Raw genomic sequence first — 14571 nt, 5'->3', positions numbered from 1 at the left:
TATTAATTAAGAAACATATAAAGGATTATGTCGTCTCACTACGAAGCACCCATTAGAAAACCTTTAGTTATAGGTGATAAATCTTATCACGATGTAACTGTAGATGTAGCTGCACCTGTTGAGGGGCCTGCAAACAAACAATGGTGGATTGTATTTTCTATCGCATTAATAGCCTTCCTTTGGGGGTTAGGTTGTATAATTTACACTGTATCTACCGGTATCGGAACATGGGGATTAAATAAAACAGTTGGTTGGGCTTGGGATATCACGAACTTTGTTTGGTGGGTTGGTATTGGTCACGCCGGAACATTAATTTCTGCGGTATTATTACTTTTCCGTCAACGCTGGAGAATGGCGATTAACCGTTCTGCAGAAGCAATGACTATCTTTTCGGTAGTTCAGGCAGGTTTATTTCCAATTATTCACATGGGACGTCCATGGTTAGCATACTGGGTTTTACCTATTCCAAATCAATTTGGATCTTTATGGGTAAACTTTAACTCACCATTGCTTTGGGACGTTTTCGCAATTTCAACGTACCTTTCAGTATCATTAGTTTTCTGGTGGACTGGTTTATTACCTGATTTTGCAATGCTACGTGATAGAGCGATAACACCTTTTAATAAAAGAGTATATTCTATCCTAAGTTTTGGATGGAGTGGTAGAGCTAAAGATTGGCAGCGTTTTGAAGAAGTATCATTAGTATTGGCTGGTTTAGCTACTCCTCTTGTACTTTCTGTACACACGATTGTATCGATGGACTTTGCTACATCTGTAATACCAGGATGGCATACAACAATTTTCCCTCCGTACTTCGTTGCCGGAGCGGTTTTCTCAGGATTTGCAATGGTAAACACATTGTTGATCGTTATGAGAAAAGTTTCTAACCTTGAAGCATATATTACGGTACAACATATCGAGTTAATGAATATTGTAATTATGATTACAGGTTCTATCGTTGGAGTAGCGTATATCACTGAGTTATTCGTAGCTTGGTACTCAGGAGTAGAGTATGAGCAATATGCGTTCTTAAACAGAGCAACCGGACCTTACTGGTGGGCATATTGGTCGATGATGACTTGTAACGTTTTCTCTCCACAATTTATGTGGTTCAAGAAATTAAGAACAAGTATCATGTTTTCATTTATTATTTCGATCGTAGTAAACATCGGAATGTGGTTTGAAAGATTCGTAATTATTGTTACTTCTTTACATAGAGATTACCTTCCATCTTCTTGGACAATGTTCTCACCAACATTTGTTGATATTGGAATTTTCATCGGAACGATTGGTTTCTTCTTCGTATTGTTTTTATTATACTCTAGAACATTCCCTGTAATTGCTCAGGCAGAGGTTAAAACAATTTTGAAAGGAACAGGAGATAATTACATTAGAGAAAGAGCAAAAAAAGATACACATCATGAGTAATAAAGTAATATACGCCATTTATAATGACGATGATATTTTGATGGATGCAGTAAAGAAAACCAGAGCTGCTCATCATCATATTGAAGAAGTTTTTACTCCATTCCCAGTTCACGGATTGGATAAGGCTATGGGTTTAGCGCCAACAAGATTAGCAATTTGTGCATTTTTATATGGATGTGTTGGTATTTCTGTTGCAACGACTATGATGAGTTATATCATGATTCATGATTGGCCGCAGGACATTGGAGGAAAACCAAGTTTTAGTTTCATTCAGAATATGCCTGCATTTGTACCAATTATGTTTGAAATGACAGTATTTTTTGCTGCTCACTTAATGGTTATCACTTTTTATATGAGAAGTAGATTATGGCCATTTAAAGAAGCTGAGAATCCTGATGTAAGAACAACAGATGACCATTTTTTAATGGAAGTTGCTGTAAATGATAACGAAGCAGAACTAGTTTCTTTTTTCGAAGGTACAGGAGCAGTTGAAGTTAAAGTAATTGAAAAGAATTAATTGTAGCTATGAAAAGGATATATAAAATAACACTTTTAGTTGGTATAACTATTTTAGTTTCATCATGCCACAATACTTCGGCACCAAACTATCAGTATTTCCCTAATATGTATGAATCTTTAGCATATGAACCATATGCAGAAGCAAAAATATTTAAAGGTGGAAAAGAAGGACAGCTTCCTGCACAAGGAAGTATCAATAGAGGTTTTGAACCTTATGAATATGAAAATTCAACTGCAGGTTATGAATTGGCAAAAGCTAATTTAAAATCGCCTTTGGATTCTATCGAAAGAAATTCCGGAAAAGGAAAAGAACTTTTCGATATTTACTGTATCAGTTGTCATGGTGCAACTGGAAACGGTAAAGGTAAATTGGTTGAAAGAGAAAAATTTCTTGGAGTACCTAGCTATAAAGACAGAGAAATCACTGAAGGAAGTATCTTTCACGTTGAAACTTATGGTTTAAATGCAATGGGTTCACATGCAAATCAATTAAGTGCCCACGAACGTTGGTTAGTTGCTGACTATGTTCTAAAACTAAAAAGCCAATTATAATTGTTGAACAAACTGATCGTAATAGATATGTATACATTTTCAAGTAAATTAAAAACTTTTTCTATCATCCTAATGGCCCTTGGTATATTAGGAATTGGATATGGTTTTTTAACTGCTCCTAAAGATATTCAAGAAGTTGAAAAAATTCTAGCTGCAGATGCACATGGATCTCATGGTGCTGCACATGAAGCAACAGCAGAAGCTGGACATCACGAAGCTGCTGAAGCTTCGCATGACTCACATAAAGGTGGAGAGCATGCAAAAGTTAATGCTGCTGATGAGCACGAAAAACATTTAAAACATGTATTGAACCAATTGCAAAATAAGCCTTGGTCAGCTTTATATGTTGCTTGTATTTTCTTCTTACTACTTTCTATGGGAACTTTAGCATTTTATGCTATTCAACAAGTTGCTCAGGCAGGTTGGTCTCCGGTTTTGTTTAGAGTTATGCAGGGAATTACTGCTTATTTGCCAGTTGGTTCTGTTATTTTCTTTATCATATTAATTCTTTGCGGATTACACTTTAATCACATATTTGTATGGTTAGGTGAAGGAGTTACAGATCCTACTAGTCCAAACTATGATAAAATTATTGCTGGTAAAGCAGGTTACTTAAACTTTCCTTTCTGGCTTATTAGAGCTGCCATATTTTTAATTGGATGGAATTTATATAATTATTTTTCAAGAAAAAATTGTTTGGCACAGGATGAGGCTAATGATGATCTATACTACAAAAAGAACTTTAAGTTAACTGCTGGTTTCTTAGTATTCTTTATCGTTTCTGAGTCTATCATGTCTTGGGACTGGATTATGTCAATTGATCCACACTGGTTCAGTACATTATTTGGATGGTATGTATTCGCTTCTTTCTTTGTAAGTGGTATTACTGCAATTGCATTAGTAACTGTTTACTTAAAATCTAAAGGATATTTAGAGTACGTAAATACAAGTCATATTCACGATTTAGCTAAATTTATGTTTGGTATTAGTGTTTTCTGGACTTATTTATGGTTCTCTCAATTCATGTTGATCTGGTATGCTAATATTCCGGAAGAGGTAACTTACTTCATAACAAGAATTCAATTATACAATTTACCATTCTTTGGTGCTGTGGTTATGAACTTCGTATTCCCTTTATTAATATTAATCAACACAGATTTCAAACGTCTTAGCTGGGTTATTGTTATGGCTGGTGTTGTTATCTTATTAGGTCACTATGTAGATTTCTTTAATATGATTATGCCTGGTACAGTTGGAGATAAATGGTTTATTGGAATTCCTGAAATTGCATCTATACTTTTCTTCTTAGGTTTATTTATTTTTGTTGTATTTACTGCATTAACTAAAGCTCCTTTGTTAGCAAAAAGAAATCCTTTCATTGAAGAAAGTAAACATTTTCATTATTAATATTTAAAGAAGTAAACAGATGACAAGTTTGTTGGTAATTGTAGTTTTAGTTTTATTAGCAATTGCATTGTGGCAATTGACCAAGATATTTGATCTTACTCAAGTGGGATCTTCTTCGGACGATACTCAAGTTGCATCAGATAATGATAATAATATTCAGGGATATATTATGTTTGGCTTTTTGGCTTTCATTTATATATTTACGATTTACGGTTTACTAAAATGGGGTAATTTAGCACTTCATACTCCTGCTTCAGAGCATGGGCTTTTAGTAGATAATTTAATGAATATTACATGGGTTTTAATTTTTGTAGTTCAATTTATTACACAAGGTTTACTTTATTGGTTTTCTTTCAAAAATAGAGGACATAAAGACAAAAAAGCATTATTCTTTGCTGATAGTAACAAATTAGAAGCAATCTGGAGTATTATTCCATCTGTAGTTTTGGCTTGTTTGATCCTTTACGGATTGTATGCATGGAACAACATTATGTTTGTTGATAAAGACGAAGATGTAATTGAAATCGAATTATATGCACAACAGTTCAAATGGACTGCAAGATATGCTGGTAATGATAATGTTTTAGGAAAAGCAAACGTACGTTTGATTGAAGGAATCAATACTTTAGGTGTTGATATGTCTGATCCTAATTCTCAAGATGATATTGTAGTTTCTGAGTTGCATATTCCAAAAGGTAAAAAAGTACACTTTAAGATGCGTTCTCAAGATGTATTACACTCAGCTTATATGCCTCACTTTAGAGCGCAGATGAACTGTGTTCCTGGTATGGTTACTGAATTTGCTTTTGTGCCTACTTATACAACTTCTGAATACAGAGAGTTACCATTTATGGTAGAGAAGGTTTCAAACATCAATAAATTGAGAGCTGAAAAAAGTGTTGAGTTAGTTGCTAAAGGCGGTACAGCTTTAGATCCTTATACATTTGATTATTTATTGTTATGTAATAAAATTTGTGGAGCTTCTCACTACAACATGCAAATGAAAGTAGTTGTTGATACTCCGGAAGACTATAAAAAATGGTTAAGTGAAAAAACTACTTTAGCTCAGGATATTAAAGCGGCAGCAGCTGCTAAAGCACCAGCTGAAGGACCAAAAGCGACTACAGATAGTACAGCAAAAGATACTGTTAAAGCGGTCATTGATACTGTTAAAGCAGCTATTGCTAAAGTTGCTATGAAATAATATTTATTAAGAAAATTTAAAGTACACATATATGTCAGCAGAAGCGCACGATCACGATCACGGACACGATCACGAGCACGAACACCATCATAAAGAAACGTTCATTACTAAATACATTTTTAGTATTGATCACAAAATGATTGCGAAGCAATACTTAATTACCGGTATTTTCATGGGAATTATTGGTATTGCAATGTCCTTGCTTTTTAGAATGCAATTAGCATGGCCGGAAGAGTCTTTCAAAATCTTTAATGTTTTATTAGGAGATAAATTTGCACCTGATGGTGTAATGGCAAATGATATTTATTTGGCTTTAGTAACAATTCACGGTACCATCATGGTATTCTTTGTACTAACAGCTGGTTTAAGTGGTACATTTAGTAACTTACTTATTCCACTTCAAATTGGAGCAAGAGATATGGCTTCCGGATTTATGAACATGGTTTCATACTGGTTGTTTTTCTTGTCTGCTGTGATTATGTTGTCTTCATTATTTGTTGAAGCTGGACCAGCTTCTGCAGGTTGGACAATCTACCCTCCATTAAGTGCTTTACCACAAGCGATTCCAGGTTCTGGAACAGGTATGACTTTATGGTTAGTTTCTATGGCTATCTTTATTGCATCTTCTTTAATGGGATCTTTAAACTACATCGTAACTGTTATCAACTTAAGAACTAAAGGAATGTCTATGACCAGACTTCCGCTTACAATCTGGACATTTTTTGTAACAGCTATTATTGGTGTTATCTCATTCCCTGTATTGTTATCTGCAGCTTTATTATTGATTTTTGACAGAAGTTTTGGTACTTCATTCTTCTTATCTGATATCTATATTGCTGGAGAGGTTTTACATTACCAAGGTGGTTCTCCGGTTTTATTCGAACACTTATTCTGGTTCTTAGGACACCCGGAGGTTTATATTGTAATCTTACCAGCGATGGGTCTTGTTTCTGAAATTATGGCTACGAATTCTCGTAAACCAATTTTTGGGTACAGAGCGATGATTATGTCAGTTCTTGCAATTGCATTTTTATCAACAATCGTTTGGGGTCACCATATGTTTATTTCAGGTATGAATCCTTTCTTAGGATCTGTATTTACCTTTACTACTTTATTGATTGCAATTCCATCTGCTGTAAAAGCATTCAACTGGATTACAACTTTATGGAAAGGTAACCTGCAATTCAACCCTGCAATGTTATTCTCTATCGGAATGGTTTCTACTTTCATAACTGGAGGTTTAACTGGAATCATCTTAGGAGATAGTACTTTGGATATTAACGTTCACGATACTTACTTTGTAATTGCTCACTTTCACTTAGTAATGGGTATCTCTGCACTTTACGGAATGTTTGCTGGTATTTACCACTGGTTCCCTAAGATGTACGGAAGAATGTTAAATAAAAACTTAGGTTATATTCACTTTTGGGTAACAGCAGTTTGTGCTTACGGAGTTTTCTTCCCAATGCACTTTATCGGATTAGCTGGTTTACCAAGACGTTATTATACAAACACAAACTTCCCATTATTTGATGATTTACAAAATGTGAATGTTTTAATTACAACATTTGCTCTTGTAGGAGGTGCGTTCCAGTTAGTATTCTTATACAATTTCTTTGTTAGTATTTTCTACGGTAAGAAAGCAGTTCAGAATCCTTGGAGATCTACAACATTAGAGTGGACTACTCCGGTAGAACATATTCACGGTAACTGGCCAGGAGAAATTCCTCATGTATACCGTTGGCCATATGACTATAGTAACCCAAATCATGATGTAGATTTTGTACCGCAAAATGTACCAATGAAAGAAGGTGAAGAAGTTTTACACCACTAAAATATTATAAGAGAGACCATCTGAGAAGATGGTCTTTTTTTTGTTTTATTCCGTTTTATATAAATTCCAGGAATGTTAGTAGGTGAAACGAACCATGTATTTTTTATCAATTTAAATTGAAGGTAAACTGTATAGCAATTTGGCTTCTTATTATTATTTGATTAAGTAACTCTGCAAATGATTAAAGAAAGTAATAAGTTGGAATTCGGAATTTAAAATATTAGAATTTTAATAATGAATTTTCCTTTTTTTATTTGAAATTTATCTGTTTTACAAACTGATTACTTTGTCTATCTTTGTAAAATGAATGAAAACCTAGATCCCACTATAAATGGGTACAATCCAGAAGAATTAGATCTCGAAAAAAGATTACGTCCGCTGTCATTTGATGATTTTGCCGGACAAGATCAGGTTTTAGAGAATTTAAAAGTTTTTGTTGCGGCAGCCAATCAGCGTGGTGAAGCTCTTGATCATACTCTTTTTCATGGACCTCCGGGATTAGGAAAAACGACTTTGGCGAATATTTTGGCCAATGAACTTGAAGTTGGGATAAAAATTACTTCAGGTCCTGTTTTAGATAAACCTGGAGATCTTGCCGGTTTATTGACCAATCTTGATGAGAGAGATGTTTTGTTCATTGACGAAATTCATCGTCTAAGTCCAATTGTTGAAGAATATTTATATTCAGCAATGGAAGATTTTAAAATTGATATTATGATTGAGTCCGGGCCAAATGCCAGAACGGTACAAATCAATTTAAATCCTTTTACTTTAATCGGGGCTACAACCCGCTCAGGATTACTGACGGCGCCAATGCGTGCACGTTTTGGAATTTCATCACGATTACAATACTATACTACGGAACTTTTGACTTCTATTGTCGAAAGAAGTTCTTCTATACTTAAGATGCCAATTTCATTAAATGCTGCGATAGAAATCGCGGGCAGGAGCCGTGGTACACCTCGTATTGCAAATGCACTGTTGCGAAGAGTACGTGATTTTGCACAGATAAAAGGAAATGGAACTATCGATCTTGAAATTGCACGTTATGCGCTAAAAGCATTGAATGTCGATGCTCACGGTCTTGATGAAATGGATAATAAAATTTTATTAACGATTATCAATAAATTCAAAGGTGGACCTGTTGGGCTTTCAACTTTGGCAACTGCAGTTTCTGAAAGCAGTGAAACTATTGAGGAAGTTTATGAGCCATTTTTGATTCAGGAAGGTTTTATCATGCGTACGCCACGTGGTCGTGAAGTTACAGATAAAGCTTATAAACACTTAGGTAAAATAAACACGAACATTCAGGGCGGATTGTTTTAATTCTATTATAAGATGTCTGATAATCGAAAATATATTTATCCCAACAGACTTTCAATAGTGAGATTTTTTCTTGATGCTGAAGGAGTACGACGAAATCCGATCCCTTTTCATGCCAGATATTTTGATCAGTTGGGAGATTCTTTTTCCCTTAAAATTGGCTGGTCAAAACATATCATCTTATCGAGGGACAATGAAATTGCTCAGTATATCCTGCAGAAGAATCAAAAGAATTATCATAAGTCTAAATTTCAATCTGTCTACCTTTCGAAATATTTAGGCAAAGGACTTTTGACTGTTGATGGTGATTTTTGGCTGAAACAAAGAAGACTGATTCAGCCTGCTTTTCATAAGCAAAAGATGAATCAGCTGGTAGAAAACATGAATGATACCATTGCTGTAGAATTGAAAGATTTAGAAGAAGAAAAAGCAATTGATCTTTTTCCTGTAATGAGCCAATTGGCATTTAATGTTGTGGCGAAGTCATTATTTCAACTTTCAATTTCAGACGAAAAATTGAATAGGATAAAATTCATTATCGAAGAAGTACAGAATTTCTTAATTAAGGAAATCAGGCTTCCGCATAAAGCATGGTGGTTTTCGTTAAGCGGCCAGGTAAAGAATCATCTTGAACTGGCGAAGGAGAATAACAGTATTATTCAGGAAATTATTGAGGATAGAATGGCTTCGAAAGAAGAAATTAATGACCTTTTGAACATGCTTTTGGAGACCCGATATGAAGATACGGGAGAAGGGATGTCTGTAAGTCAATTGGTCGATGAAATTAAAGTGTTGTTTATTGCCGGGCATGAAACTACAGCCAATGCCCTGACTTTTACTTTGCATCTTTTAGGAAGGAATCCTGAGATCCAACAAAGAGTTTTTGATGAGATTACTGAGATTCAATCCCAAACGAATGATATTGTTGAGCAGCTTCAGAAAATGACATACACCAATGCTGTTTTAAACGAATCGATGCGTTTGTATCCACCGGCCTGGATTACCGACAGGCAGAATGTTGTTGATGATACACTAGCCGGTTATCATATCAAAAAGGGAACACTGATTGGTGTTTCTTTTTATGAGTTACATCGAAATCCTAAATATTGGGTAAACCCGGAACAATTTGATCCGGAACGATTTCTTGAAGAACAAAAAAAGCAATCGATGCAGTACTTTTATCCGTTTGGAGCGGGGCCAAGAATGTGCATAGGTGCAGGGTTTGCTATTTATGAAATGTGTCTGGCTATTTCTCAGATTGTAAAAAAATACGTGATTAAATCCAGTACAGATACTGTTCAGTTTAATCCTCTAATAACATTAAAACCTGTTGGTGTAGAAGTTTCATTCTCTAAAAGATGAGTATTAATGCAAAAGAAACATATTCGGAATTTATAAAATCTGAAGCAAAACGTCTGGGTTTTCTTTCTTGTGGAATTTCTAAAGCAGGATTTCTGGAAGAGGAAGCGCCACGTCTTGAAAAATGGCTTAACAATAACCATCACGGGCAAATGGCCTATATGGAGAACTATTTTGACAAGCGGTTAGATCCTACATTATTGGTTGATGATGCAAAAAGTGTTGTTTCGCTTTTGCTAAATTATTATCCCGAAGAAACCCAAAGTCAGGACAGTTTTAAAATCTCGAAATATGCCTACGGGCAGGATTATCATTTTGTAATCAAAGAGAAACTCAAGGAATTTCTGCATGCAATCCAGGAAAATATAGGCGATGTTTCCGGTCGTGCTTTTGTTGATTCGGCACCTGTTTTAGACAGAGCATGGGCGGCAAAAAGTGGTTTGGGATGGATTGGTAAAAGTGGGAATCTATTAACCCAAAAGGTAGGTTCTTTTTACTTTATTGCTGAGCTTATACTTGATTTAGAATTAGAATATGATCATGCTACTACAGATCATTGCGGTTCTTGTACCGCTTGTATCGATGCTTGCCCAACAGAGGCAATTGTTGCTCCGAATGTTGTTGACGGAAGCAAATGTATTTCTTATTACACCATTGAACTCAAAGAGAATATTCCTTATGAAATGAAAGGGAAATTTGACGAATGGATGTTTGGCTGTGATACTTGCCAGGATGTTTGCCCCTGGAACCGGTTCTCGAAACCCCATTCAGAACCTTTATTTAATCCGAATCCGGAACTGCTTTCTTTTTCTAAAAAAGACTGGATCGAGATTACGGAAGAAACTTTTCGTGCCGTTTTTAAAAACTCTCCGATCAAAAGAACAAAGTTTGATGGTTTAAGGCGAAACGTTAAATTTTTAGAGTAGTTTTTCTCTATTTTTTAATATTTTTTGTCTTTTTCGAGGCTATCCTTCCCTATTCTATATTTCTCACAGTTTGTAAGATTTTTATGTTTTTATCCCATATTTGTCTAAAAATCAATAATACTTTAAAAAATTAAGAAATTTCTGTTGTTTTATTACCGAATAGTTAAGTTTTTCACAACTTGATGTTAATTTTTATCGTCAAAAAGTGTCGTTCAACGTTTATCCGTGTAGTTTGTCGACTAAAGTAGTTACTAAATAGGTGTTTGTATACTTTCGCGACTCCAAAACTACTAATTTAACCTAAAGGTAACTTTTATGCCTTGAACGACATACATTTATGGTGCAAAAACTACTTTATTTTTGTGACGATCCTGAAAAGACTTTTCCGGGATTTGCAAAAACCATTTCCATTATTTTATCGTATTTACCCTATATGCTGAAAACCACAATTGGTTCTTCGGCTTTCAATACTTGTATTCTTAATACCACAATTGTCTATGCGTAACTTTACTCTTAGTCAGTCTAAATTTTTTAGACTAATCTCTTTAGTTTTATTATTTATAATATCTATATCTTCATTTGCACAAGTCTGTGGAACACCTGGGGCTGATGGTCCTATAGCGATAACAGGTTCTGTAAATACCTATTTTCCAATTAGTGGCGATATTAATTTAAATGCTGGCGCTCAGGCAATTTTATTAGCAGCATCTCCAGGAACAGATAGTAAAAAGAACAACTTCGGGACTATTCCGATTTCAGCTGGTGATTTGATCTTGATTATCCAGATGCAGGACGCTACGATTAACTATACTAATAGTGCTATTTATGGCTCAGGAAAAGGGGATAGTGGTAATGATCAGTTAGGAGCTACCGGGTTTACAAGTATTGAGAATACGGGATTTTTTGAGTACGTTATTGCAACAAATAATGTTCCACTGACAGGAGGAAATCTGACTTTTAAAGGAACAGGTTCTACTGGAGGTGTTCGAAATAGTTTTTTTAATGCAAAAGCAACGTCAACGAGAGGACAGAGAACATTTCAAATCGTTAGAGTACCGCAATATTCTAATCTAACGTTAAATTCTACTATTACAACTCCGCCTTTTAATGGTGTTGCAGGAGGGGTAATTGCTTTTAATGTTTCTGGGACTTTTAATTTTAACAGCAATACAATTGATGGGTCAGCAAGAGGATTTAGGGGGGGGTACAGCCCAGTAGCAGCAAGTAATGCAAATGATTCTAAAACTTATGTAGGTGTCTCAAATAATACTGCAATTTCAGGAAAAGGAGAAGGTATTGCGGGAACACCAAGATACATGTGGGATGGTTTTAGTCAAGTTGATAATGGAGCTGCTAATGAAGGATTACCAGGAGGATCTTCAGGAAGAGGAGCTCCTGCAAACGCAGGTGGTGGAGGAAATGATCATAACTCCGGCGGTGGCGGTGGAGGAAATGGAGGATATGGAGGTTTAGGTGGTGCAGGATGGCAAGGCGGCGGCGGAGATCTTCTCTCAGCTAAACCGCCTTTGACAGGTGGAGGAAGACCAGGATTTACTTCTTTTAGTACAGCGGAACCAGAACTGACTCGATTAATTATGGGAGGTGGCGGTGGAGCCGGTGATGCCAATAACGCTATAAATGGTGTTAAAGGAGGAGTTGGTGGAGCTATAATCCTTATTAATGCAGGTAATATTCAAGGATCTGGAACTATTAAAGCAAATGGGGGGCCTGGTGCCCCTGGTTCTTACGCAGGATCTCCAGATGGAGCTGGTGGTGGAGGAGCAGGAGGAAGTGTTTTTTTAAATATTTCGAATAATAATGCTATAGCTACAAATGTTACTATTGAGGCGAATGGAGGAAGAGGTGGAAATACACTTAATGACTTAGGAAATTCGCACGGACCAGGTGGTGGTGGTGGTGGTGGAATTATCAGATATAATGTTCCAGGAACGGGAGTAACGATAAATCCTTCTATTGCTGGTGGTGCCTCTGGTGGAACAGATAATGGTAGTACTAGTGGAGAAAGTCATGGTGCGCAACCAGGTCAAGCAGGATCTGCAAAATCATTTATTTCTTCTGATGTGCCTTCTTATTTACAAGTAAATGCAAGTTGTTTTCCTATTTTGGAGACAAAAGTAACGGCATTAACAAAAACTTCAGTTTGTGGTGCGACAGGTGAAAAGATTTCTTATGAGATTCAAATAAAAAATACTGGAACAGGAAACGCAGCTGGTGTTTCTTTGGATTTTCTTTTTCCTCCTACTAGTATCGAGTTTGATTCTTCGACAGCATCTTATTCAACTGAGGCTTCAGGGCCATCTGGAGCGTTATCATATACTGGTACAGCCAATAATCCTGTAATTGGAGATTTTAATATTGCACAAAACGGAGTTGTCACCATAACTTTGGTTGGAAGAATAACAGGTGCAATTGCTGCAGGAACACATAGTTCCAGTGCGCAGGCTCTATATCTAGACCCAACACGTACAGGTGTAAATTCAAATAGAAAAATTACTCCGCTTTTAAATGCATATGGTACAGTAAATAAAAAATATGAAGGAGCGAACCAAGCAGATGTTCCGGGAACAAATTTTAATGGTGTTAGCCCAACAAAGGTTGATGATATTACGATTTTGGCTTTGCCCGCAGCACCAACTGTAGAGACAACGCAGGGAATTTGTGCAACGCCAACAGGAACAATAACTGTTACTGCACCATTAAATGCTACCAAATATACCCTGACAGGAACTAATCCTGTTACTTCGCCAGTAAATAACACAAATGGTGTTTTTTCTGGATTAGTTTCAGGGACTTACCAAGTAACCACAACCAATGCAGATGGATGTACTTCGCTTCCAACTTCTGGAATACAAATTACTGCGGTTGCAGGAGCACCTGCAGCAAAAGGAGTTTCAATTTGTGTTGGGGATACAGGATTTTTAACATCTACTTCTACGTGTATTATTGATTGGTATACAGTACCTTCTGGTGGTACAAACATAGGATCAGGAAATTCTTTTAATCCTGTGAATCGACCTAACTCGGGGTTGCCAGATACAAATACAGCTAGATCTGTTACTTTTTACGCAGCATGTCCTGGTAACACAAATTGTAGAACAGCAGTTAATTTTGTCATTAATGCAAAACCTACTATAACAGCAGTCGATTCTAAATCACTATGTGATTCAGGATCGGTAACTTTGGGAGCAACAGCCTCATCAGGAACAATCAATTGGTATACTGCAGTGACCGGAGGATCTTTAGTCGCTACAGGAACAAATAGTTATACTACACCAAGTTTATCTGCAACTACGGATTATTACGTAGAGGCGGTTGCTAATGGATGTATTTCTTCAGCTAGAACTAAAGTTACAGCAACTGTAAATACTACACCAAAAATTACTGGCACAACTTCAGGATCTCGATGTGGTGCGGGAACAGTTCCTTTATCTGCTTCGGCATCTGCAGGGACAATCAATTGGTATAGCAATGTAACAGGTGGTACCTGGTTAGCAACAGGAACAAGTTATACACCAAACGTTTCTGTAACTACTACTTATTATGTAGATGCCACTATTAATGATTGTACTACTGGATCAAGAATTGCAGTAGCCGCGACAGTAAATCCGCTTCCAACGGCTTACACCGTTACTGGAGGTGGCGCATCCTGCTCGGCGGGAACAGGATTTGCTGTTGGATTAGACAATTCAGATATTGGAGTGAGTTATCAATTACAATTAGGCGGATCTAATAATGGTACTGCAGTTGCAGGAACAGGTTCCTCAATTAGTTTTGGATTAAAAACTGCTGCCGGAACATATACAGTTGTGGCTACCAATGCAAGTACAACGTGTACGGCACCAATGACTGGCAATGCTGTTGTTACTATAAGCCCAATACCGACAGCGCCAACAGTTGGAATCATAACACATCCAACCTGTACAGTTGCTACCGGAAGTGTTGTCTTGAATGGTTTACCATCAGGGAATTGGACCATCAACCCAGGAAATATTACAGGA

General features: G+C 36.4%; 11 protein-coding genes. All 11 read left to right on the top strand.

All coding sequences use genetic code 11. The features are described from left to right. Positions 1-27: 27 nt before the first annotated feature. Positions 28-1428: an NrfD/PsrC family molybdoenzyme membrane anchor subunit gene (gene nrfD, locus NJT12_RS19805; protein WP_271337657.1), complete on the top strand. Its 1401-nt coding sequence runs from the start codon at positions 28-30 to the stop codon at positions 1426-1428. After that, complete coding sequence (locus NJT12_RS19800) at positions 1421-1945, top strand: DUF3341 domain-containing protein (protein ID WP_041516373.1); 525 nt, start codon at positions 1421-1423, stop codon at positions 1943-1945. The genes nrfD and NJT12_RS19800 overlap by 8 nt, the downstream gene beginning before the upstream one ends. Positions 1946-1953: 8 nt before the next feature. Continuing rightward, on the top strand, positions 1954-2499 hold the full coding sequence (locus tag NJT12_RS19795; RefSeq protein ID WP_271337653.1) for a c-type cytochrome: 546 nt from the start codon (positions 1954-1956) through the stop codon (positions 2497-2499). Between the two features lie 27 nt (positions 2500-2526). Then, positions 2527-3906, top strand: coding sequence for a cation-translocating P-type ATPase (locus NJT12_RS19790; protein ID WP_271337652.1), 1380 nt, complete (start codon positions 2527-2529; stop codon positions 3904-3906). Positions 3907-3925: 19 nt separating this feature from the next. Then, positions 3926-5110: a cytochrome c oxidase subunit II gene (locus tag NJT12_RS19785; RefSeq protein WP_271337651.1), complete on the top strand. Its 1185-nt coding sequence runs from the start codon at positions 3926-3928 to the stop codon at positions 5108-5110. A gap of 31 nt (positions 5111-5141) precedes the next feature. Then, on the top strand, positions 5142-6944 hold the full coding sequence (locus NJT12_RS19780) for a cytochrome c oxidase subunit I (protein WP_271337650.1): 1803 nt from the start codon (positions 5142-5144) through the stop codon (positions 6942-6944). 303 nt (positions 6945-7247) lie between these two features. Continuing rightward, the gene (gene ruvB, locus NJT12_RS19775; RefSeq protein ID WP_271337649.1) at positions 7248-8270 is read left to right on the top strand and encodes a Holliday junction branch migration DNA helicase RuvB; all 1023 of its coding nucleotides are present in this window, start codon (positions 7248-7250) and stop codon (positions 8268-8270) included. Between the two features lie 12 nt (positions 8271-8282). Next, entirely contained in the window at positions 8283-9629 is a 1347-nt protein-coding gene (locus tag NJT12_RS19770; RefSeq protein WP_271337648.1) for a cytochrome P450, read from the top strand. After that, positions 9626-10552 carry a tRNA epoxyqueuosine(34) reductase QueG gene (queG, locus tag NJT12_RS19765; protein WP_271337647.1) on the top strand — a complete coding sequence of 309 codons (927 nt, stop codon included), beginning with the start codon at positions 9626-9628 and terminating at the stop codon, positions 10550-10552. The genes NJT12_RS19770 and queG overlap by 4 nt, the downstream gene beginning before the upstream one ends. A gap of 337 nt (positions 10553-10889) precedes the next feature. Then, positions 10890-11057 (top strand): hypothetical protein, encoded by a 168-nt coding sequence (locus NJT12_RS19760; protein ID WP_271337646.1) that lies wholly within the window; start codon positions 10890-10892, stop codon positions 11055-11057. Beyond that, on the top strand, positions 11050-14571 hold a 3522-nt coding region (locus NJT12_RS19755), incomplete at its 3' end, for an Ig-like domain-containing protein (protein ID WP_479687004.1). The genes NJT12_RS19760 and NJT12_RS19755, both read left to right, overlap by 8 nt.

It is taken from the genome of Flavobacterium azizsancarii, from assembly GCF_027980145.1.
In the GTDB taxonomy this organism is placed as follows: Bacteria; Bacteroidota; Bacteroidia; order Flavobacteriales; family Flavobacteriaceae; genus Flavobacterium; species Flavobacterium azizsancarii.
The sequence above is the reverse complement of the archived record's forward strand: the minus strand, read 5'-3'. Positions and strand labels throughout refer to the sequence as shown.

What these genes read in the sequence shown, in the direction of transcription:
- NJT12_RS19785 (WP_271337651.1), top strand. Translation starts at nt 3,926, where the DNA reads ATGACAAGTTTGTTGGTAATTGTAGTTTTAGTTTTATTAGCAATTGCA.
- NJT12_RS19760 (WP_271337646.1), top strand. Translation starts at nt 10,890, where the DNA reads ATGGTGCAAAAACTACTTTATTTTTGTGACGATCCTGAAAAGACTTTT.
- NJT12_RS19800 (WP_041516373.1), top strand. Translation starts at nt 1,421, where the DNA reads ATGAGTAATAAAGTAATATACGCCATTTATAATGACGATGATATTTTG.
- NJT12_RS19795 (WP_271337653.1), top strand. Translation starts at nt 1,954, where the DNA reads ATGAAAAGGATATATAAAATAACACTTTTAGTTGGTATAACTATTTTA.
- NJT12_RS19770 (WP_271337648.1), top strand. Translation starts at nt 8,283, where the DNA reads ATGTCTGATAATCGAAAATATATTTATCCCAACAGACTTTCAATAGTG.
- queG (WP_271337647.1), top strand. Translation starts at nt 9,626, where the DNA reads ATGAGTATTAATGCAAAAGAAACATATTCGGAATTTATAAAATCTGAA.
- nrfD (WP_271337657.1), top strand. Translation starts at nt 28, where the DNA reads ATGTCGTCTCACTACGAAGCACCCATTAGAAAACCTTTAGTTATAGGT.
- NJT12_RS19790 (WP_271337652.1), top strand. Translation starts at nt 2,527, where the DNA reads ATGTATACATTTTCAAGTAAATTAAAAACTTTTTCTATCATCCTAATG.
- NJT12_RS19780 (WP_271337650.1), top strand. Translation starts at nt 5,142, where the DNA reads ATGTCAGCAGAAGCGCACGATCACGATCACGGACACGATCACGAGCAC.
- ruvB (WP_271337649.1), top strand. Translation starts at nt 7,248, where the DNA reads ATGAATGAAAACCTAGATCCCACTATAAATGGGTACAATCCAGAAGAA.